The organism is Ignavibacteriales bacterium (assembly GCA_026390595.1).
GTDB lineage: Bacteria > Bacteroidota > Ignavibacteria > UBA10030 > UBA10030 > UBA9647.
In genome coordinates this window covers 32,118-51,801 of sequence record JAPLFQ010000021.1, presented here as the reverse complement: position 1 = coordinate 51,801, position 19,684 = coordinate 32,118, and the positions used below count along the sequence as shown (strand labels likewise).

Sequence of the window (19,684 nt, the reverse complement as noted above, 5' to 3'; positions counted from 1 at the left end):
TCGGCTTGACCCATCTCAGACTCCCGGCTTGCGGGGCCGATCGTTCCTCACGAACGGGTCGTGCCGAAAGGTCAGGAAGCGGGAGAGGATATGTCCGTATTCTCTCTGTTATCACTGTTCTCTTCCTGTGATTTCAGCCTGCCCGATTTCCGCAGCGCATCCGTGAGGATGAATTCGATCTGCGCGTTGACGCTGCGCAGATCGTGTGCGGCCCACTTTTCGAGACTCGTATAATGGCTCTCGTCAAGCCGGAGCAGGAATTTCTTCTTTTCGCTCATTGATACAATGTTCCGGTATTGATGACGGGCTGCGCCGCGGACTCGGAAACGAGCGCAACCAGGAGGTTGTTCACCATCGTTGCTTTCTTCTCCTCGTCGAGCTCGACGATGTGCTGCTCGCTCAGCGTACGGAGAGCCTGATCGACCATGCCGACTGCGCCTTCAACGATCTTCTTGCGTGCGGCGATAACAGCCTGCGCCTGCTGGCGACGTAACATGGTCTGGGCGATTTCCGGCGAGTACGCCAGGTGACTGATGCGCGCATCTTTCACCTCAACGCCTGCAATCTCGAGCCGCGTCTGCACCTGGTGCTTCATGCGCTCCGAGATCTCCTGCGGCCTGCCGCGGAGCGAAGGGACTGTTTCCTCCTCGGCGTCATAGGGGTATTCCGACGCAAGAGCGCGGATGGCGGTTTCACTCTGAATTGCGACGAAGTTCTCATAGTGCTCGACATCGAAGAGAGCTCGGGCGGAATCGGTGACGGACCAGACAACAACGGCCGCGATCTCAATCGGGTTGCCGTGGAGATCGTTCACTTTGATCTTTTCACTGTTGAAGTTCCGTATCCGCAGCGAAACGTGCCGCTTGATCGCAAACGGATTCGCATACCAGAATCCCGACTCCCGGACTGTCCCGATGTACTTTCCAAAGAGCACCAGCACGCGGGCTTCGTTTGGCTGCACAACGAAAAACCCGGCGGGGAAAAGCAGCGTGGCGACGAACAGCGGAATTTCCAGCCACAGATACATGAGCGCTTCGTTCACCGCGATGAAATAGACCAGGTAGGCGTTCAGGGCGATAAGGATTACCTGAAGAACGAAGGCAGAATATCCATTCATTCCTTTGGCTTTGAATTCAGTAACTGTATTCATTGAATGACTCCTTTCCAGATGTGTGATAGCATAATGATATCATAGCGATATCACAAAGTCAAGTTAAATTTCCAACTATTCTGTCATTCCAGATAGTGCGAAACACTGGAAATTACTGCGATTTCGATGCATTTTCAAAGGGTAGTCGCTGTGGAATTGTGTGCACTCAGTTGACGCAACCTTTTTCCACGAGGCCGGTCTCTAGTTATGGCCGGTTGAGATCCAAATCACCACACCGGCCGGGGACCCTAATCGGAGTCGAGTGAATTCACTCTTAGCTACAGACAATGAGCTCATGTTGCAGGTTCGCGAGGGCGATGTCGCGAAATTGGGCATACTGTTCGAACGGCACCATGTGAAGCTTTACAACTTTCTCGCGCGTGTCACGAACAGGCGCGACTCCAGCGAGGACCTGGTGCAAGAAGTATTCTTCCGCATGCTGAAGTACGGGCATTCGTTCCGCGGTGAGGCGCCGTTCACGGTGTGGATGTATCAGCTGGCGCGCAACGCTGCAACTGACCACTACAGGAAGTGGAAGAACGAAACGCCCATGGAAGGAGCCGAGGATGCGCCCGATCGGGACTCGGCACCCGACGATTCACTTCTGCGCGATGAGAGGGCGGAGCATTTAAGGAAAGCACTGGCATTGCTTTCGGTTGACAAGAAGGAAGTGCTGATTCTGAGCAGGTACCAGGAACTGAAGTATGAAGAGATTGGCGCCATACTCAATTGTCCGGTTGGCACCGTCAAGGCGAGAGTTCACAGGGCGCTGAAAGATCTGAAACGGGAATATCAAAAGTTGACCGGCGAGAGGTTCTGAGGCACGCGACATCGTAATATCGTTATTTGCATATGCGACAGACAGATATCAAGGTGACATCATGAAGAAGACGATTCATATTCTGATTCAACTCCCTGATTACCTTGCGGGAAGTGTGAGCAAGGCCGAAAGGACATCGATTGCGCACCATCTCAAGTCCTGCAAGTCATGCCGATCGGAGTACACAGTCCTCGCGAAGGTCTGGGCGGAGCTTGGTCGCTTGCCTGATGAGAGGCCGGGTCCGCAATTGCAGGAGCAATTCTACTCCAAACTCGAGACGCTGAAGGCTCCCAGCGAACCCCGCGTGGCGCCGGAGATGCGGTTGATCGATCGGATGAACAACCTGGTCGAGCGACTCTGGCCAAAACAACCGGCTGTTCAGATCGCAATCGCGCTAGTTTGCCTCCTCGTTGGATATGTCATCGGTTTCAGGATAGATGGCGGGAACGGTTCCAATGGCGATGTTGCCCGGCTTCGGAGCGAAGTCGTCAACATGCAGCGACTCGTCATGGTCTCGCTCTTGAAAACGGAATCTGCCAGCGAACGGATTCGTGGAGCGAATTGGTCCGAGCGGATCAACCAGCCGGACACAGACGTCTTCTCTGCGCTTTTCGAGTCGCTCAACTATGATCCCGTGGTCAACGTACGGCTGGCAGCGCTCGAGGCACTGACGAAATATTACGCCGAAGCAGAAGTCAAAAAGGGGATCATTGGTTCATTGTTGCGTCAGACCTCTCCGCTCGTTCAACTGGCTCTCATTCAGGTCATCACAACCGTTCATGACGCTGAAGGCGTGGCCGCATTAATGGAGCTCCTGAAGAATAAAGATCTCAACAAGACTGTCCGGGAGCGAGTGGAGAAACGCATCAAAGAAATGGGATCATAGCTCATCAATCAAGGAGTCGTACACATGAGACATCGGTGGATTGAGATACTGTTGATTGGCTGCGGGTTGATGATGCTGCCGGTCGGCTGCGCTGTTGGACAGAGGAACGCACTTTCCGAAAGAGAAGAGATCAAGAAGAGCTTCCGGTTGTCCGACAACGGTCACAGGCAACTCGTCGTCGACAACATCAATGGCGAGATCAACGTGGTCGGTTATGACGGAGACAGCATTGAGCTCGTTGCTCATAAGGAAATCAAGGCAGAGTCAGGCGAGAAAATCGAAGAAGCGAAGCGGGAAGTGACGCTGGAGATCAGGGAAGAGAAGAACAAGATCATACTCTACGTTGATGCCCCGTGGCGAAGAGGCGACGGGATCCACTACAGGGGATGGCACTACTACGGGTATGACGTGACGTATGATTTCGACCTGAAAGTGCCTCGCAAAATCAGCCTCTATTTGAAGACCATAAACCACGGCAAGGTCCTGGTTCAGAGCATCGAAGGTGAGTTTGAGGTGAACAACGTGAACGCGGGAATCGAGATGAGCGATATCAACGGACCGGCCATCATCAGGACCGTGAATGGCCCTATTAAAGCCTCTTTTACGAAAAATCCCGGCTCCGATTGCTCCTTCAAGACGGTCAACGGCAAGATCGAGGTGGTGTTGCACGACGGGTTGAATGCCGATATGAAGCTGAAAACGTTCAACGGCAAGGTGTACACCGACTTTGACGTCTCCTCGGTGCCTCGGGAGAACAGGACCGTGGAAGAGCGCAAAGGATCCCGCAGAATCTACCGGCGCGGTGGTTCCCAGACCGTTCGGGTTGGAAAAGGGGGACCGGAGTTTTCGTTTGATACGCTGAACGGCAGCATCTACGTCCTTAAGCACGACTGAGTTGGTCTGCTCCGAGTGGTGGCCTGAATGCCATTCCGACCACACTGAGGTTTCCAAAACGATTGCATATTGAACAACCGAAATTAAGATAAAGAGGAGTACCTGAAATGAAACACGCACGAATGATATGGCTGGTGGGAGTGTTTACAGTGTGCTCATTTGCGCTGGCCTTGGCACAGAGTGCGCCCGCGGACAAAGTAAACGTCCCGCTTTCAGATCCATCCCGCCCGGTGATGCTGAAGATTGGCCTCATCAGCGGAAGCATCACGGTCAAGGGGGGAACCGTGAAAGACGTCACTGTCGAGGCACGAATTCGGGCCACGGAGGATGATGAAGAGAAGGCCGAGAAGCCGCGGGGTTTGAAACTCATCACAAACAATAGTACGAGTCTGACGGTCGAGGAAGATGACAACGTTGTTTCTGTGAGTACCGGGATGCGTGGAGGGTCGCGCACCGTGGACCTCACGCTGCGCGTTCCGACGAATTGCTCGATGCACCTGAGCACGGTGAATGACGGCAACATCGAAGTGGAGAATGTCAACGGCGACTTGGAAATTAATTGCACGAATGGCTACGTCAAACTGACGGGGATATCCGGTTCTGCAGTTGCCAATGCGCTCAATGAAGACATCACGGCATCGTTCGCAAAAGTCAATCCGCAGAAATCGATGTCTTTCAGCTCGCTCAACGGTAAGATTGACGTGACCTTCCCGTCCGACGTCAAGGCGATCGTCTCTATGAAATCGGACCAGGGTGAGATCTATAGCGACTTCGACATGAAAATGCTGACGGAGGATGTCTCCCCATCCTCGAGAGTGCAGGACAACAAAGGAAAGAAAGGGAAATTCCGCATTTCGGTTGAAAAGACTGTGCGCGCGAGTATCAATGGGGGTGGACAAGATATCCAGCTCACAAACTTCAATGGCGATATCTATATCCGAAAAGGAAAATAGAACGGTGTAAACCCCCGAGGTCTGAAAGGTATCTCCTCAGGACCTCGGGGGTTTCACTTCGCCATCCCTACTTCTTCTGCGCCTGGTAGTTTTCGTACTGCATCGACTTCTTTGCCTTCCTGAAATCTACGCTGTCCTCAAGCAATTTCTGAAAGCTCTCCAGCCGCACACGCTGTTCACCGAGCATCGCTCCACCGGCTCCCTTTGAAAAAGCCGCCGGCGACAACATCATAGCCGACTGAGCTGCCTTCAGCTCCCTTGCCGCGTCATCCTTCCGGCCTTCGTCGAGTGCCCTCAGGGCTTTGTCCACACTACGCGTCGAGAGAGCGACATCGACGAGCGCCTGGATTTCGTTGTCACGGTTCTTGTCGACGTCAGCCAGTATCCGTGTGTAGTGGAGAGACGCGCTGAACGAGGGCCACGACTCAAACCAGCCGCGCTTCTCTTCATACCGGAGCACCCCTTTGACCGCCTGCAGCGTTCCCGAACCCTCAGGGATCTCGAGCTCCACGGTGAGGTGTCGCTGTTCGCCGGAGAAGAGATCGCCGAGGGGGATCTTGATCCGTTTGCCTTCATGGTCCCGTTCGCATCCGATCACATCACGAACGTGAATGCCGTCGGCCAGTGTCAGCTCGATCGAAGCGTTCCGCGCTGCGATGCTCGAGAGCCTTGTGAGCTCTTTCCTGAAAATCGAAGCCAGGCTGTTCGGACTCTCGATGAAATAGTAGTTGCCTCCGCCGCTCTGGGAGAGCCCCATCATGAGGTTCTCATTGTAGTCGAGTCCGACACCCATCGTCGTCACGGAAATCGAATTTGACCGGTACCGCCGGGCGATGTGCTTGAGCTCAAGAGGGCTTGTGATACCACGATTTGCGAGTCCGTCAGAGAGCAGGATGACTCTGTTGAGATATTCCCTGTCCCGATGCCGCTCGACCTGTTCCAATCCTGCCACCAGACCGCCGCCGAGATTCGTCGCCCCCCGGGGATAGACCTCATCCAGGAGATTCCGGAGGTCCCGCTTGTCACTGACCCGCCTGGATTCACGCAACACCTGAACGACGTCGTCATAGATCACAAAAGAGAAGTAATCGCCTTCCTGCAGTTGGTCCATGAGAGAGCGGACTGCCTTTTTCGCATACTCGATCTTCCCTTCGTCAGCCATCGAGCCGCTGCGATCGAGAACGACCGCGAGATTCATCGGCTGGCGCTCGCGATTTTCGGCAGGCGGCGTCGTAATGCAGATCTGCAGATATGCCGTCCCGCCGTTGTGGGAAATGTAAGAGCTGCCGAATCGTCCATTTATGGTTGTTCCCTTGTCTGATCCTGTTGCCAGCCCCAACCCCAGCACCGCCGCAACGACGAGTGTAAATGCGATTCGTGCTTTCATGATTCTGTCCTCCTTATAATGACTTCAACATTCGTTATTCGGTGTTCGATATTGTCCGCTAAGAGCGGATGCGCCTCCAGCGCAGAAATTGTCTTATCGTCCACCTGCCTCAAGCTCGTCAGGAGATCTGCTCCTAACCTCCTGGAAGTGACCGGCACCCAATCGAAGAACCGGGAAGGTGACGGTCACTCCACGCTACCACGTGTACCGGATCGTGTAAGACACCGTCTTCTCGTCACCTTTGTCCAGCTTCACCGGAAACCTCAGCGTGGTCTGGTCGACCTTCACCCAATCGCTCGAGCTCTTCACGATCTCCCATTGGCTCCAGCGCCACGGATGCTCGTACACCTGGACATCCGCCTTCTCGTCTTTGTGATTGCGCACTTTTATCTCGATCGTCTCCTCCACGACGTGTCCCGACGCCAGCGTCTTGAAATCCTTCTGTGCCCTTTCTCCGACGATGTCAAACGCATTCCCCAAATATAGACGAACCTCTTCGTCCTTGGGTGTATGGTCGATCTGGTCCTCTCCGATGAATTGCTCTTTCCCGTCATCATCACGCTTGTAGACGCGAACCTTCCCCTTCGGCAGCGGGATGCCGATTCCCGAGGCCAGATCGTTCCTGAATGTCACGTACACGCCGACCTTGGCGTTCGACTGCTGCCCGAAACTTCCTTGCGTCCTGTAGGAGTAGTTGCGATACCAGTAACGCCACTGGTCTGAAAGTCCGTCGTAGATGAAAACCTTATGTGCAGGCACACCGGTCGCTGAAGCCAGCTCAATCTGTTTTGTCTCGTTATTATTGACATCCGTGCGCCGTTGCAGCGAATAAAGCTTGTACTCAAACAAGCTGGTTTGCTGGAATTGCGGAGCCGCCATATTCTGAGCCATGTCCATCTTGGCGCTGAGCCGCGCGTCATACTCCATCGCGTTCTTCACAACGTTCACGTCGCCTGCGACAAGTTTCAAACCTGCGTTTCTGAAACTGGTCCCCGAGTTGTTCGTGACGGTTACCCATCCGGTTACATCGATCTTCGAATCAGCACTGTTCAGCAATGCCACATAGTTGCAGCTCCAGCTCAACTGTCCGGCCAGATAGCTGATTTCCGTTTTCTGATTTCCATCGCGGTTGGAAGACAGCAGCCACTCAAGCTGCGGGCGGAGAATAAGTCCTTCTGAGATCGCAGGCAGAATCAGTCTTCCACTGGGACTGATCTCGATCTTGCCATCGATCTCTGCGATCATCCCTCCGGTGGAGTAGTAGTTTGGAACCGGGTTGCCATACTGCGGCTGAAAAGAATACCCCGTTGCAATAAGTTTCCCCCGCACCGTGTATTCCTTGTGGGTGACAGGGTCTTCGCGGATGAATTCGACCTCTTTGCCGACGTACTTCTCGAGCAGCTTTGCCTGGTGGACCAGGTCGTACTGATAGTTCTGTTCCAGCACACGCACGCCGGACGGGTCCGTGAGGCTGAGGAAGTGGAGCGATGTCCCGTCGATGGTTGCAGGGATGTCCGGCAGGATGACACGGTTCATCCCCCTGACGAGCCGGATTCCCCGCTCCTCGCGGATGAGCGACAGATTTTGGCTGTAGATCGTAAGATCGACGGATGTCCGATCCCCGGCCATTGTCTGCTGATTCCCCTGTGCGAACAGGTCTGCGCCGAACGCCAAAAGCAGCAGGATCATAAGTGCTTTGCGATGGTCTTTCATGGTTGCCCCCTTGATTGTTTAATGGTCCGTTAATGTGTATTTTTTGGATGCTGGATCGTTAAAGTCACACGCAAATGTCACGCTCAAAAGAACCAGCGTTCATCTGCTCTTCGCGTTCTTTGCGCCTTTGCGTGAATCGATTTTCATCTTCTCCGTTCACCTTTTGCCTGTTTATGACATTAACCCGAGAAAGGTAAATGAAGTCTCCCCTCCTTTTTCTTACTACTGATGCGAGGATCCTGGATCTCATCCGGAAGGGGGACGAGGAAGCGCTGGTCTTGTTGTACGATTCCACCCGGAGGCCAATCGTGAACCTGGTGATGCGGAATAGCGGCAGCTCGGACGACGCAGAGGATGTTCTCCAGGAATCCCTCATTGTCCTCTGGGAACGGGTCAGGGCCGGGAAATTTGAGTACAAAGCGAAACTGAGCACCTTTGTGTATGCGACAGCGAAGAACGTGTGGTCGCAGACGTTGCGTAGGAAAGGGAGGGAGGTCTCTGGAAATCTCGACCCGGATGGAGCGGAAGACCCGGCTCCTTCTGCGCTGGAGAACCTGATCGCATCTGAACAAGCGCTCAAGGTAAGTGACGCACTTGGGAAGATTGGCGAGCAATGCCGGAAACTCCTGCTTCTCTTCTATTGGGATGAATTGTCAATGGACGAAATCGCCGTGGAGCTGGGCTTCGCAAACGCCGACACCGCCAAGGCGAAGAAATACCAGTGCAAGAAGGCGCTGGAGGAAGTGTTGAGGAAGAAGAGTGGTTAGACGGTTAGTTGGTTAATTGGTTAACTGGTTAATTAACTATTTAACCAATTAACAAATACCTGGATTCGCTTCCCGCTCAAATTGAGCTAAGACATGGCTAATTCACAAAACACACACTGGACCACCGACGAGCACCTGCTCTCGCAGTACGTCCTCGGCCGACTCGATGCATCACATGCATCCGAGCTGGACAACCATCTTCGGCAGTGCGCTCCATGCCGCGACGCCGTGGAGGCTGAACAGCAGCTCGCCGCCGGCGTTCGCCGCGCCGGCCGTGACGCACTGAAGCAACGGCTCACAAAGCGGATCGAACAACAGGGGACCGGGACAAACTGGTATCGCGTGGCGGCGGTGGCTGCCGCCATCGTTGTGCTCCTCACGATCGGGATAAACAACAAGTGGTTCTTTTCCGGCGAGACAAAGGTCGCCGATTCTCGTCTGAAGTCCGACAGCATCGCACCGAAGACCGAAGTGATTCCTCAGCCGCCGTCTCCGGGTCAGCAATCACCTGAAAAGACACAACTCGCAGATGTGTCGAAGCCATCTTCGGTGGCTGAGCGCGATCTCGCAGAATCGAAGGGGGCAGGAGCAGGGGGTTCCGAGCTTGACAGGAAGAAAGGGGAGGCGGAGGGGGGGAAGCGCGACGTGATGAACGTGCCTGTGCCTGATAACTCCGGGAACATTCTCTCTAAAAAAGATCAGGTGATGGCCGAACCAAATGCAGAAGGGATCTGGGTGGAGGGAACCGTAGTTTCCGGGGAGGAAAACGTTCGCGCTGCGGGGAAGGCGATGGACAAAACGTCTGAGGATTTGCGTGAGATGGCTCCGAAGGGAAAGAAGGAGCCAACAGCTCTGATGTCCTTCGCAGCTCGTTCCCGTGCTCAGCAATCCGATGGCCCGCCGGTGGTGGTTACGCAGCATCCCATATCCGATCTTCCGAAAAGCCAGATGCGCAGAAAGCAAAGTCTTTCCCAGGTGCAGACTTTGTTCTGCTCCGATTCAGGAGGGCTTACGATGTCCCTCTATTCGGATTCCCTCTTCACAAGAAACGACCTAAGTGAGGCCCGCCTTCAAACGATCCGCAAAGACTCCGTGGTTCTTCTGCTGGGTAACCAGAGAATCGGTTACCGGTTGCCTCCCGTTCTTCCGGATCAACTTGCAAAGCAGCTCAAACAGGCACCATGAACTGACCGCGCCCAGACTTGGTAATTGGATATTGGGAGTTGGATATTGGACCTTGACCGGTTTCAAGGCGGTGTGAATTTTCAATCTCGAACGCCGAACTCCCAGCGACGAAGTTTGTTTCTTCCCTCCCGCGAAAACGGCCCGGATCTGCCTCCCGCTGGCTTCTGTCTCGCAAACGCCCCCCACACTGTAAATCCGCTCCATCCCCCCCCCCAAGCTCGTCACGAGCTCTGCTCCTGACGACACGACTGCGTGCGCTTATTTCCTCCCTGACCGAGAAGACCCTCCCGGAACAGCCCTACGTTGACTTTCTGGTCCGTCTGCGCCTCCCCCCAGACCACGCCTTTTCTGTGATGGCCAGCACATGTCACCGATTGCAGGGGCCCCTGCATTGATTTTCTATTCAGACGAACCTATCTTAATAACGACAAATTCTCGTTTTGGCGACGGGAGTAGCTTGCAAGTGACTGCTCCGGGTAGAACACCAGCCGGAATTGCTTACACGTACATCGGCAGCCGAGATTCCAGTGGCACCCGATTGGTGTGCGAGCACCGTTACCTTTCGGGTAAAGTGTGAATCACCCATTCCTTAGTCGCCAAAGCTATTGGTTCATCTGAACAGGTCATAACTTCGCCTACTCTTTCTACCGAATGAAGTTCGTTGCTAAGATATTGACCGTGCAGTTCATCTGTGTTGCTCTCGCGCTGTCGCAACCTCCACCGACGGAACTCAATGCTGGCGGCTCGAGCGGTTGGACTACGTCAAGCTTCGCCGCATTGGTTCCCGCTCCGGCCGCTCCTAGTGGCCTCGTTGCATCACCGACAACGACGGGCGCTGCACTGAGTTGGGGAAGCGTGAGCGGCGCAACTTCCTATGTCGTTGAGGTCCATTCCAATGCGAACTTCACTTCCCTTAAGTGGAGTGGCAGTCCGACATCAGCCTCAGCATCTGCGAGTGGTCTTCTGAGTGGAACGACTTATTATTGGCGTGTGAAGGCAGTCAATGCTAGCGGTTCGAGCGGTTGGACTACGTCAAGCTTCGCCACATTAGTTCCCGCTCCGGCCGCTCCTAGTGGCCTCGCTGCATCACCGACAACGACGGGCGCTGCACTGAGTTGGGGAAGCGTGAGCGGCGCAACTTCCTATGTCGTTGAGGTCCATTCCAATGCGAACTTCACTTCCCTTAATTGGAGTGGCAGTCCGACATCAGCCTCAGCATCTGCGAGTGGTCTTCTGAGTGGAACGACTTATTATTGGCGTGTACAAGCGGTCAATGCTGGCGGCTCGAGCGGTTGGACTACGTCAAGCTTCGCCACGTTGGTACCCGCGCCATCTGCTCCGACACTCTCCACGCCGGCGAGTGGCAGCAACGGAACGCCGGTAAGTCAGACGGTCAGCTGGAACCCGGTCAGCGGTGCGACAAGTTATACTTTGCAGTATTCTACATCCTCGGATTTCAGATCAGACCTCGTCACTCAAAGCGGGCTGCCGTCAACTTCATACAATGTCACCGGCTTGGCCAATGCCACGAAATACTATTGGCACGTGAGCGCAACAAACGCCGGAGGAACGGGCGCCTACTCGAATTTCTTTTCCTTTACGACTATTGTAAGAACTCCAACGGATCTTGGGTATTCGAAGATTTTCGGATGGGACGTCTTGCATTGGAGTCAAGTGACCGGGGCGGACTCTTACGCGGTCGAAGTGTACACTGATGTCTCCTATAGTGCGAATAGCCTGTTCTACGGCGATACTACGACGTCATACTGGGGGTTTTCACTTCTCAGGAATCTGCAGGACGGCACCAGGTACTATTGGCGGGTCAGAGCATCCAATGAGGGTTTTTTTGGGAGTTGGGCAACTTCCAGTTTCACAACTTCGGGCTCGCCACCTGTCAATCCGCCTTCGGCCCCTTCGCTGAGTTCTCCATCGAACGGAGCCACCGGAATAGCGACGACGTCAACGTTGAGCTGGACTTCCTCCTCGGGGGCGACATCGTACCGCCTGCAAGTTTCGACATCGTCTTCGTTTTCGACAACGGTCGTCAATGATTCCACGCTGACGGGGACTTCACAGACCGTCGGACCTTTGAACAACGGCACTCTCTACTACTGGAGGGTGAACGCGAAGAACTCGGGGGGCACGAGCTCGTACTCTTCGACGTACTCTTTTACGACAATAATTGCGGCGCCCACGGCTCCAACGCTCACTTTGCCTGCAAATAACGCAACCTCAGTTTCTGTTACTCCTTCGTTGACATGGAATCAAGTCAGTGGAGCGACGTCATTCACTCTCCAGGTTTCCACGACCTCCGCGTTTACTTCGTTCACCTTTAATCAAAGCGGCCTCACCACAACGTCAGGCACCGCGAGCGGTTTGACGAATAACACGACGTATTACTGGAGAGTGAGCGCCACCAACGCAGGTGGAACGAGCCAGTATTCATCGGCATGGACCTTCACGACAATCGTTGCCGCTCCTCCGGCACCATCGTTGACATCGCCGGCGGACAACGCAACAGGCGTCTCCACAAGTCCCACAATCACCTGGGGTACTTCATCGGGAGCAACATCCTATCGTCTCCAGCTCTCGACATCGTCACAATTCTCATCAACGGTTCTTGATGACTCATCGCTCACCGGAACGTCCCGGCTTGGCGGACCGCTGGCCAATGGCACGAAATATTATTGGAGAGTGAGAGCGAAGAATGCGGGAGGGACGAGTTCGTACTCATCAAACTTCTCGTTCACTACAATCATCGCCGTTCCGGGCGGAGTCTCAGGCCTCGCGGCAACGCCTACAACAAACGGCGCTGCGCTTACGTGGGGGAGCGTCAGCGGTGCGGCCTGGTATATCGTCGAAGTCTACAATGCAAGTTTCACTTCCCGGCTGTCTCGGGATAGTGTGGTTTCTGCCGCTTTGACGGTTGGAGGATTGTCGCCGGGCACCGATTATGCCTGGAGGGTCCAGGGGGCGAATTCTGCCGGATCGGGCGGCTGGACAAATGCTGCGTTCAGGACCCCCACCGCAATACCGGTTGCACCGGGGAATCTCGCATCTACTCCCAGCACCTCCGGCGCATCGATGAGTTGGGCTCTGGTGACCGGATCTACGTCGTACATCGTCGAAGTGTACACCGACTTCACATTCACGACCCGAGTATTCAAGGACAGCCTTGCTTCGCCTCCTTCGATCGTGAGAACGCTCTCCTCTGCCACGAAGTACTATTGGAGAGTCCAGGCGATCAATTCTGGCGGTGCAAGCGGGTGGACGATCTCCAGTTTCACGACATCTTCGTCATTGCCAAATCCTCCATCCGCGCCGACACTTGCATCCCCGGCGAATGGCACATCTGATGTTGCGATATCCACGACCTTGACCTGGAACGCAGCCTCCGGGGGAACCTCGTACCGCTTGCAGCTTTCGACGTCACCGACGTTCTCGACAACTGTTGTCGATGATTCAACCCTGGGCGGAACTTCGCGCTCGATCGGACCGCTCGCTAACAACACGCAGTATTATTGGAGGGTGAGTGCTGCCAACGCAGGTGGGACGAGCCCGTATTCGACTGTATGGAGTTTCACAACAATCGTGGCCGCTCCGCCCGCTCCGACTCTCTCTTTGCCTGCAAACAATTCTGGTGATCAACCTGTCAACCTGACGTTGGGTTGGAATGCAGCCCAGGGAGCCACCAACTACCGCGTGCAGGTCTCGACCTCGACGAACTTCGCTTCACTTGTAATGGACGATCCCACAGTGACAGGGACTTCGCGCTCAGTCGGACCGCTCGCTAACAACACGCAGTATTATTGGAGGGTGAGTGCCGCCAATGCAGGTGGGACGAGCCAGTATTCGACGGTATGGAGTTTCACAACAATCGTCGCTGCTCCGCCTGCTCCGACTCTCTCCCTGCCTCTGAATAATTCAGTTGACCAACCCCTCAGCCTGACGTTGGGCTGGAATGCAGCCCAGGGAGCCACCAAATACCGTGTGCAGCTATCGACCTCGACAAACTTCTCGTCATTTGTGGTTGACGACCCTGCGGTAACCGGCACATCGCTTCAGGCGGGTCCGTTGTCCAACAACACACAGTATTTCTGGAGGGTGATGGCTTCCAATGTCGGAGGCTCAAGTTCATACTCGACCGTATTTTCCTTCACGACGATTGTCGCACCGCCACCGGCTCCGAGACTGGCAGCACCTCAGAACAATGCAGCAAACGTCTCCATAAGTCCAGCCTTTACGTGGGATGCCTCGGAAGGTGCGGCGAGCTACACGATACAGGTCTCCACACTTGCCGACTTCTCAACACTTGTCGCAACTCAGAGCGGCATCACGGGAACTTCGTACGGCGCAGCAGCTCTCTCCAACAACACGCGGTACTACTGGCGGGTCCGGGGGACAAACGTTGGAGGCACGGGTCTTTATTCTTCTGCGTTTTCGTTTACCACAATCGTTGCACCTCCGGGTGCGCCCACGCCAACATCCCCGGCGGATAACACGACCGGCGTTGGAACGACGCCGACGCTCGCGTGGACCTCGCCGGCAGGAGCGACACGATACCGTCTCCAGCTTTCAACGTCTTCGACATTCAACCCGACAATTCTGGATGATGATGCACTCGCGTCACCATCGCGTCAGGTCGGACCGCTGTCCAACAACACGGCGTACTACTGGCGGGTGAGCGCCGCAAATGACGGAGGCACAAGCTCCTTCTCGACCACTTTTTCGTTCACCACCGTCCTCGCCGGGCCGCCGACGCCTTCGCTTTCTTCGCCAGCGAATGGCTCCACCGGTATCCCGGTCAATCCCGCGCTGACGTGGATCGCTTCAGCTGGCGCCGCGAGCTACACCGTGCAGGTCTCCGCGTCCTCCGATTTCTCAACGATTCTGTCTACGCAGGCCGGTGTTACAGCAACATCGTACGGGGCTGCGGGATTATCCGCCAACACACAATACTATTGGCGAGTGAGTGCCACCAACGCCGGAGGGACAAGTCCGTATTCGGCGGCTTTCTCATTTACCACGGTCGTCTCTCCCCCGGCGGCACCGGCGCTCGCATCTCCCTTGAATGGCTCCGCGAGCGTGCAGAGTAACCCAACGCTCAGCTGGAATGGTTCGTCCGGCGCCTCGAGCTACACGCTGCAGGTTTCCACAGCATCTGATTTTTCTTCCACTGTCGTGAACCAGAGCGGAGTGACCGGAACATCATTTAACGTCGTGGGTTTGACGAACAACACGCAGTACTACTGGAGAGTAAGTGCCACGAATGTCGGCGGGACAAGTCCCTACTCCATGGCATTTTCGTTTACGACGGTTGTTACCGCTCCTTCCGCGCCGACACTCGCGTCTCCTTCGAACGGCTCGGTGAACGCGCCAATCAATCCGGGACTCAGCTGGAACAGTTCTCCCGGGGCTGACAGTTACAACCTGCAGCTTTCCACTGCATCCGATTTCTCATCGCTGCACGTCAATCAAACGGGGATCACTGGCACATCATTTACCGCCGTCGGTTTGTCCAACAGTACGCAGTACTTCTGGCGCGTCAGCGCAACGAACGCGGGAGGCACCAGTGCATTCTCCGCGACGTTCTCATTTACCACGGTCATCGCGGCTCCCGGACCTCCGACTCTCGCACTACCGGCAAATGGGGCCACCGATCTCTCGACGGCTCCGACCTTGAGCTGGAACTCATCGAGCGGCGCGTCGAGTTACACTGTGCAGGTCTCGACATCGTCGGGCTTCTCAAGCTATGTGTTGAACCAAAGCGGGGTCACCTCGACGTTCTATACTCTCTCCGGACTTGCAGCCAGCACGCAGTACTTCTGGAGAGTGAGTGCTACGAACTCGGGTGGGACCACTGCATTCTCTACCGCGTTTTCATTTACGACATCGGCGCCGGCACCTGCCGCTCCCGTGCTGAGTTCTCCGGCAAATGGGATGAAAGGAATCAGATCAAATCCTACGCTCTCATGGAATGCCGTCGCGGGGGCAGCGACCTACACTCTTCAGGTTTCCTTATCGTCGAACTTCTCTTCGTTCATGTTTACCCAGAGTGCAATCACAGCGACGTCGTTCGATCTGTCCGGGCTCATACAAAATACACAGTATTTCTGGAGAGTGAGTGCATCCAACCCGGGCGGAACGAGCGCCTGGTCTTCTGTCTGGAATTTCACGATCGAACCGGTGCTTCCAACCGCACCGACCCTTTCAGCGCCGGCGGATGGGGCCGCAAATCTGCCCCGCCTTGTCACGTTCGGCTGGGCAGCAGCAACGAACGCAGTCGCGTATCACCTCCAGGTCTCAGAAGACCCGTTGTTCTCAACCAACATCCTCGACTTGAGAGATATCACTTCGCTCACGATGTCGGTCTCTTTCGATTACAATACGACGTACTACTGGAGAGTATCAGCCATCAACCCCGGCGGTGAAGGAGCGTTTTCAAAAACCCGTAGTTTCAGCATTGTTAGGACGACTGGCGTGGAACTGTTCGAGAGCGGGCTCCCCTCTGAATATTCATTGATGCAAAACTACCCAAATCCATTCAATCCCTCCACGACCATTCGGTTCTCGATTCCTTCATCATCGAACGTCAAGCTCGCAATCTACGACGCGCTCGGCAATCTTGTCCACCTCTTGGTGAACGGCCGCTACGCTCCGGGTCAGTACAGCACGACGTGGAATGCGTCTTCGCAGCCGAGCGGCGTGTATTTCTACCGTATACAAACCGACACGTTTGTCGAAACCAGGCGCCTCGTCCTTCTGAAATAAACTTCCTCGCTGCTCGATTCCGATTCAGATCCCGGGCCCGCAACGCAGAGTCCCGAAGCATCTTCGCGCGTTCTCATTTCAGTCTTCTTTGTCTCCTTTGCGTTGGAACTCCATGAATATCCTCAGACCCCTTCGATCACCTGCATCCGTTGCCTGAAGCCCGTTCGTCACAGATCCCCTGCAGTTCGTCCCAGCTAAATGGTGTGTACCTGCGAGACTCTCAGAACTCACGGAACCTCTGGATGTGGGGCGGCGTCTAACGGGGAAAGGCAATTGACGACATATTCCAAAACAAGAGAAGGAGCGACCATTGTGAAAAATCGAATAATTCTTGCGGTATCAATCCTGTCTGCCTTTTGTCTCTTGATCATGGCAGCAGGCGACGCGAGCGCGCAGCAGGTCAAGGAAAAAGCCAGCACTCAAAAAGGGTGGCTGGGAGTCGCCATTCAGGATATCACATCGCAAATGGAAAAAGCGATGGATCTGAAATCAAAGGATGGAGCGCTCGTTGGTGAGGTCACGCGCAAGAGCCCGGCGGAAGCGGCTGGAATCAAAGAAGGAGACATCATCATTGAGTTCAACGGAAAGAAGGTCGATGACGCGAGCGATCTGCAGAAAGCTGTCGCCGATACGAAGCCGGAGAGCAAGGTGACGGCGGTTGTGATGCGAAAAGGCGAAAAGAAGTCTCTGGATGTTGTCGTAGGGAAACAGCCATCAAAATCGAAAATCGTAACGGTGGCACCGCGTGGAACTGGTAATTTCAATGTCTTCTTTGGTGCGCAGGATTACCAGGGAATGACCCTTCGGGAGCTGAATGAGCAGCTTGGACAGTATTTTGGCGTGGCCGAAGGAGCGGGCGTTCTTGTGTGGGAAGTTGAAAAGGGAAGCGCGGCAGACAAAGCCGGTGTCAAGGCGGGTGATGTGATCTCGACGGTTGGAAAGAAGAAAATCAAAGGCATGCGTGATGTCGGAAGAGCTCTCGGAATCTACGATGACGGAGAGAAGGCGGAGCTCGATGTCGTGCGGAAGGGGACTCATCAGACGTTGACGCTCGAAGTGCAGGAGAGCGAGGGAAACGCGGGCTCACACTACTATTTCGACGCTCCGTCCATGCCGAAACACCGCGGCGGCGTCTTCTTCAACGAGGGTCCGATGGAGTTCGATATGCCGGACATTCACATCGAGTCTCTTGAGCCCGATATGGACAAGCTGAAGATCGAGATGAACCATCTCAAGGGGCGACTGAAAGATCAATCGCTCGAACTGCGCGAGAAAATCGAAAGAGAAGTAAGGCCCCGTGTGAGGGTGCGCGTGCTGCAGGGCATCTAGACATGATGCAATACGAGGCCTGACCGAGAGCCACGCATCCTTTGCGTGGCTTTTTTATTGAGCGGCTGATCTCACGCTGTTTCCACATCCCGTATAATGGTCAATTGTGAACGACTAATTGAGAATTGACAATTGGACGTTCGCTATTCTGCCCTGTTCACGGGGGCACAATCATTTTGCCCTGCGATTGAGCCAAACTCCGAATACTAAAACCTGCTGTTCGTGAGTTCTGCTCGCGATCCGATGCTCGAGCTATGCCGGGATCATTCTTCGACGCCGCTTATAATAGTCACTCGTGAACAATCAACTATCAATTGACAATTGGCCATTCACCATTACACCTCGTTCACGGGGTCACCACTATCTCTTTCCTTGCCAATGAGGCGAAGTTGGAGTACCTTTGAGGCCAAAGACACTCATGACAGTCCATTATTCGAAATATGGCCGGGTTTTCGACCTTCTGCCCGAGATGATCCTCATCGTGGACGCTGAGCAGAAGATCGTGGACCATAACACGGCCGCCGCCGAAGGGACGGGATACCCGTCGAACGAGCTCCTGCATAGCTCGTTGGATCTCCTGCTCCCTGCCGAGCAGCGCCGGGTGCTCATGAGTATCCTGAAGACAAATTACGGCGATCAATCGCTCGAGACGAAATTTGTCAGATCCGACAAGGCGGTATTGGATGTCCAGATCGACCTTCGGAGACTCTACTCGGCCGAGAGATTCTACTCCGTCCTTATTGCGAAAGATATCACCGAGCAGAAGAAGCGGGAACTCGATTATCTCAGGTTCTCGAACGTCATTCAGCATACCGTCAATCCGATTCAGATCACCGATGCCAGCGGGAAGATGGTCTACGTCAATCCCGCATTCGAGACAGCAAGCGGATATTCGAAGGAAGAACTCATCGGCAGGAACCCCAGGATCCTGAACAGTGGCAGGCACGGGACGGAATTCTGGAAGAAAGTCTGGGAATACATTGTGCAAAGGAAGGTATGGGTTGGCGAACTTGAGAATCGTCGAAAAGACGGGAGCCCATTCCACACGGAACTCGTTATTTCGCCGATCGTCGATGGCAACGACCATATCGTAGGCTTCATGGGAGCCCACAGGGACATCACCGAACAGCGGATATTGGAACAGCAGTTGTTCCGTTCTCAAAAAATGGAAAGCATCGGAACTCTGGCAGCCGGTATCGCGCACGAGGTCGGGAATCCGCTGACCTCGATCTCTTCGCTGGTCCAGGTGATCCAGCGGACGACAGCCGATGAGTTCGCAAAGGACAAGCTTGGTCTGATCAAAGACCAGATCAACCGGATCGCACGCATTATCCGCGACCTTGTCGATTTCTCGCGTCCGTCTTCGTACGTCATCAAGCCCACGGACCTGAACAAGGTTGTCCGTGAAGCGCTGAACATCGTGCAGTACGGGAAGAAAGTGAAAGACATCGCGTTTACGCTGGAACTGGCAGACGACCTGCCGAGTTTGCCTGTTGTCCCAGACCAGCTCGCGCAGGTGTTCATCAACATCCTGATGAACGCGGTTGATTCACTCGAGGGGAAACCGGGATCGATCTGGATACAGTCGCGCGCACATGAGGATCATGCGGAAGTGCTGGTGAAAGACACGGGACGGGGAATTGATCCCGGAGACCGCGAAAAAATCTTCGAGCCGTTCTTTACCACCAAGACGGTGGGGCAGGGGACGGGACTCGGGCTCTGGGTCAGCTACGGGATTGTCGAGAGTTTCAATGGCGACATCGAAGTGGAAAGTGAACTTGGCAAAGGGAGTACGTTCAAGATCAAGTTACCGATCAAAGAGGAGTAAG

Annotated in this window: 13 protein-coding genes; 9 read left to right on the top strand and 4 right to left on the bottom strand. The window is 54.7% G+C overall.

Features of this window, described 5'->3' with window-relative positions:
• Positions 1-71 precede the first annotated feature (71 nt).
• Together NTU47_10380 and NTU47_10375 are read right to left on the bottom strand one after the other, a co-directional pair.
• On the bottom strand, positions 72-278 hold the full coding sequence (locus tag NTU47_10380) for an Arc family DNA-binding protein (protein MCX6134205.1): 207 nt from the start codon (positions 276-278) through the stop codon (positions 72-74).
• On the bottom strand, positions 275-1,150 hold the full coding sequence (locus tag NTU47_10375) for an SPFH domain-containing protein (GenBank protein MCX6134204.1): 876 nt from the start codon (positions 1,148-1,150) through the stop codon (positions 275-277). Before NTU47_10375 ends, NTU47_10380 begins: the two co-directional genes overlap by 4 nt.
• A gap of 262 nt (positions 1,151-1,412) precedes the next feature.
• Between NTU47_10375 and NTU47_10370 the strand changes: the two genes are divergently transcribed.
• From NTU47_10370 to NTU47_10355, 4 genes are all read left to right on the top strand, one after another.
• A complete protein-coding gene (locus NTU47_10370; GenBank protein MCX6134203.1) occupies positions 1,413-1,970 on the top strand; it encodes an RNA polymerase sigma factor in 558 nt (185 codons plus the stop codon).
• Positions 1,971-2,031: 61 nt separating this feature from the next.
• Positions 2,032-2,856, top strand: coding sequence for a zf-HC2 domain-containing protein (locus tag NTU47_10365; protein ID MCX6134202.1), 825 nt, complete (start codon positions 2,032-2,034; stop codon positions 2,854-2,856).
• A gap of 24 nt (positions 2,857-2,880) precedes the next feature.
• A complete protein-coding gene (locus NTU47_10360; GenBank protein ID MCX6134201.1) occupies positions 2,881-3,750 on the top strand; it encodes a hypothetical protein in 870 nt (289 codons plus the stop codon).
• A gap of 107 nt (positions 3,751-3,857) precedes the next feature.
• Positions 3,858-4,703: a DUF4097 family beta strand repeat-containing protein gene (locus NTU47_10355; protein MCX6134200.1), complete on the top strand. Its 846-nt coding sequence runs from the start codon at positions 3,858-3,860 to the stop codon at positions 4,701-4,703.
• Between the two features lie 67 nt (positions 4,704-4,770).
• Here the strand turns inward: NTU47_10355 and NTU47_10350 are convergent, their stop codons facing one another.
• Positions 4,771-6,090: a VWA domain-containing protein gene (locus tag NTU47_10350; protein MCX6134199.1), complete on the bottom strand. Its 1,320-nt coding sequence runs from the start codon at positions 6,088-6,090 to the stop codon at positions 4,771-4,773.
• A 195-nt stretch (positions 6,091-6,285) separates the two neighbouring features.
• The gene (locus NTU47_10345) at positions 6,286-7,803 is read right to left on the bottom strand and encodes a hypothetical protein (GenBank protein ID MCX6134198.1); all 1,518 of its coding nucleotides are present in this window, start codon (positions 7,801-7,803) and stop codon (positions 6,286-6,288) included.
• Between the two features lie 197 nt (positions 7,804-8,000).
• Between NTU47_10345 and NTU47_10340 the strand changes: the two genes are divergently transcribed.
• The 5 genes from NTU47_10340 (at position 8,001) to NTU47_10320 (ending at position 19,683) form a co-directional block, all read left to right on the top strand.
• Entirely contained in the window at positions 8,001-8,570 is a 570-nt protein-coding gene (locus NTU47_10340; GenBank protein ID MCX6134197.1) for a sigma-70 family RNA polymerase sigma factor, read from the top strand.
• Positions 8,571-8,663: 93 nt separating this feature from the next.
• Positions 8,664-9,755, top strand: a complete 1,092-nt coding sequence (locus tag NTU47_10335) for an anti-sigma factor (GenBank protein ID MCX6134196.1) — start codon at positions 8,664-8,666, stop codon at positions 9,753-9,755.
• A gap of 678 nt (positions 9,756-10,433) precedes the next feature.
• Positions 10,434-16,526 carry a fibronectin type III domain-containing protein gene (locus tag NTU47_10330; protein ID MCX6134195.1) on the top strand — a complete coding sequence of 2,031 codons (6,093 nt, stop codon included), beginning with the start codon at positions 10,434-10,436 and terminating at the stop codon, positions 16,524-16,526.
• Between the two features lie 312 nt (positions 16,527-16,838).
• Positions 16,839-17,855 (top strand): PDZ domain-containing protein, encoded by a 1,017-nt coding sequence (locus tag NTU47_10325; protein MCX6134194.1) that lies wholly within the window; start codon positions 16,839-16,841, stop codon positions 17,853-17,855.
• A 418-nt stretch (positions 17,856-18,273) separates the two neighbouring features.
• A complete protein-coding gene (locus NTU47_10320) occupies positions 18,274-19,683 on the top strand; it encodes a PAS domain S-box protein (GenBank protein ID MCX6134193.1) in 1,410 nt (469 codons plus the stop codon).
• Position 19,684 lies beyond the last annotated feature (1 nt).

Excerpts from the sequence above, each read along its gene's own strand:
- NTU47_10350 (MCX6134199.1), bottom strand. The coding sequence starts at position 6,090 with ATGAAAGCACGAATCGCATTTACACTCGTCGTTGCGGCGGTGCTGGGG.
- NTU47_10365 (MCX6134202.1), top strand. The coding sequence starts at position 2,032 with ATGAAGAAGACGATTCATATTCTGATTCAACTCCCTGATTACCTTGCG.
- NTU47_10320 (MCX6134193.1), top strand. The coding sequence starts at position 18,274 with ATGACAGTCCATTATTCGAAATATGGCCGGGTTTTCGACCTTCTGCCC.
- NTU47_10355 (MCX6134200.1), top strand. The coding sequence starts at position 3,858 with ATGAAACACGCACGAATGATATGGCTGGTGGGAGTGTTTACAGTGTGC.
- NTU47_10380 (MCX6134205.1), bottom strand. The coding sequence starts at position 278 with ATGAGCGAAAAGAAGAAATTCCTGCTCCGGCTTGACGAGAGCCATTAT.
- NTU47_10335 (MCX6134196.1), top strand. The coding sequence starts at position 8,664 with ATGGCTAATTCACAAAACACACACTGGACCACCGACGAGCACCTGCTC.
- NTU47_10345 (MCX6134198.1), bottom strand. The coding sequence starts at position 7,803 with ATGAAAGACCATCGCAAAGCACTTATGATCCTGCTGCTTTTGGCGTTC.
- NTU47_10375 (MCX6134204.1), bottom strand. The coding sequence starts at position 1,150 with ATGAATACAGTTACTGAATTCAAAGCCAAAGGAATGAATGGATATTCT.
- NTU47_10340 (MCX6134197.1), top strand. The coding sequence starts at position 8,001 with ATGAAGTCTCCCCTCCTTTTTCTTACTACTGATGCGAGGATCCTGGAT.
- NTU47_10360 (MCX6134201.1), top strand. The coding sequence starts at position 2,881 with ATGAGACATCGGTGGATTGAGATACTGTTGATTGGCTGCGGGTTGATG.